This is a genomic window from Barnesiella sp. CU968, from assembly GCF_905219685.1.
Taxonomy (GTDB): Bacteria; Bacteroidota; Bacteroidia; order Bacteroidales; family Muribaculaceae; genus Lepagella; species Lepagella muris_A.
In genome coordinates this window covers 1-1,726 of the sequence record NZ_CAJMXD010000508.1, presented here as the reverse complement: position 1 = coordinate 1,726, position 1,726 = coordinate 1, and the positions used below count along the sequence as shown (strand labels likewise).

Here is a 1,726-nt window from a genome sequence, read left to right as displayed (position 1 = left end):
GCCAGCACAAATAGCAAATTGCCATCCAACTCTTGACCTCGAATTTGATTAACACTTTTTAAGAGACACTAGTGTTTAAATTTCAATAATTTGTAGTAAATTTGATGGATGAATCAATCGCATACATATAAAAAACAATAACACCATGAAGAAGATAATTCTTTTTGCCGGTGCCCTTCTGGCATCAGGCGTTGCAAATGCCACCTATTTTCAGGCTCCGGAAATGGACGATGCTAAAGTCGTGAATCCCGATTCCACAGGTTTCACGTTCACTGATGTGAAAATTATCCCTACCACTCCGGTAAAAGACCAGAACAAATCCGGAACATGCTGGGCGTTCTCCGGAATCTCTACAATCGAAGACGACCTGCTTCGCAGAGGCAAAGGGGAACTCGACCTGTCGGAAATGTTCGTTGTGCGCAACGCATATATCGACAAGGCAAAAAAATATATCCGCACAAACGGTCAGATAAACTTCGCTCAGGGAGGTTCGTTTGAGGATGTGCTTGAAATGACCCGCCGCTACGGCGCGATGCCTGAAGAAGCTTATGCAGGGCTAAACTATGGCGAGAAAAAACATTCTCACTACGAGATGGCGGACGCACTTAAAAGCTATCTTGACGCAGTGATGCGCAACGGTCAGCGCACCAAAAAGCTGACAACCGCATGGCTTCCCGGATTCATCGGCATTCTTGACGCATATCTTGGCGCAGTGCCTGAGAATTTCACATACAAGGGAAAGACCTACACTCCTCAGAGCTTCGCGAAAGAGATAGGCATAGAGCCGGATAATTTCGAGATATTCACAAGCTACACACATCACCCTTTCTATGAGAAATTCGCTCTTGAAATTCCGGACAACTGGCTTTGGAGCGAGAATGTGAACGTACCTCTCGCCGACCTTCAGGCAATAACCGACAACGCTCTCGACAAGGGATATACAGTTTTCTGGGGAGCCGACGTGTCGGAAGGAGGATTCAAATGGACAGACGGTTATGCCGTGAATCCGGCTGAAAAGGAGGAAAAGGACATGACAGACTCTGAACTTTCACGCTGGGTGAAACTTTCCGACAAAGACCGCTCCAGCGAACGTTTCAAAATCAAGGGTCCTGTCAAAGAGAAAGAAATCACCCAGGAACTCCGCCAGCAGGGTTTCGACAATTATGAGACAACCGATGACCACGGAATGGTGATTGTAGGTTATGCCACAGATCAGGAAGGAAACAAATATTACAAAGTGAAAAATTCATGGGATACAAACCAGGTTTACGATGGTTTCTTCTATGTTTCCGTACCCTATTTCCTTGAGAAGACCATGAATATCGGCGTGCGCAAGGAAGCAATCCCTGCCTCAATCGCCAAGAAAATAAAATAATAGGCGTTTGAACCATATGCAGGTAAGAGCTAAAAAGAACCTCGGGCAGCATTTCCTTAAAGACGAGGAAATCGCACGCCGCATTTCTGAAACCATTTCGGCAGAGCAGCTTCCCGCTGCCTCTGCCGCATATGGCTCACTTCCCATTCTTGAAATAGGACCGGGAATGGGCATGATGACAAAATATCTCATGAATACAGGCAGGGAACTGACAGCCGTTGAGCTTGACCACGAAAGCGTGGAATACCTTGACAAGATCTATCCCGGTCTGAACGTAGTAGAGGGGGATTTTCTGAAAATGGATCTGGAGGAGATCTACTCGGGTCCGTTCGCGCTCATAGGAAACTACCC

General features: G+C 46.6%; 2 protein-coding genes. Both read left to right on the top strand.

Annotation, left to right across the window (positions count from 1 at the left end):
* The first annotated feature begins 145 nt into the window (after positions 1 to 145).
* Positions 146 to 1,375, top strand: a complete 1,230-nt coding sequence (locus JX312_RS13190; protein WP_123403049.1) for an aminopeptidase C — start codon at positions 146 to 148, stop codon at positions 1,373 to 1,375.
* A gap of 16 nt (positions 1,376 to 1,391) precedes the next feature.
* Positions 1,392 to 1,726 (top strand): rRNA adenine N-6-methyltransferase family protein (locus JX312_RS13185; protein WP_304505011.1); only part of this gene is annotated, 335 nt, incomplete at its 3' end.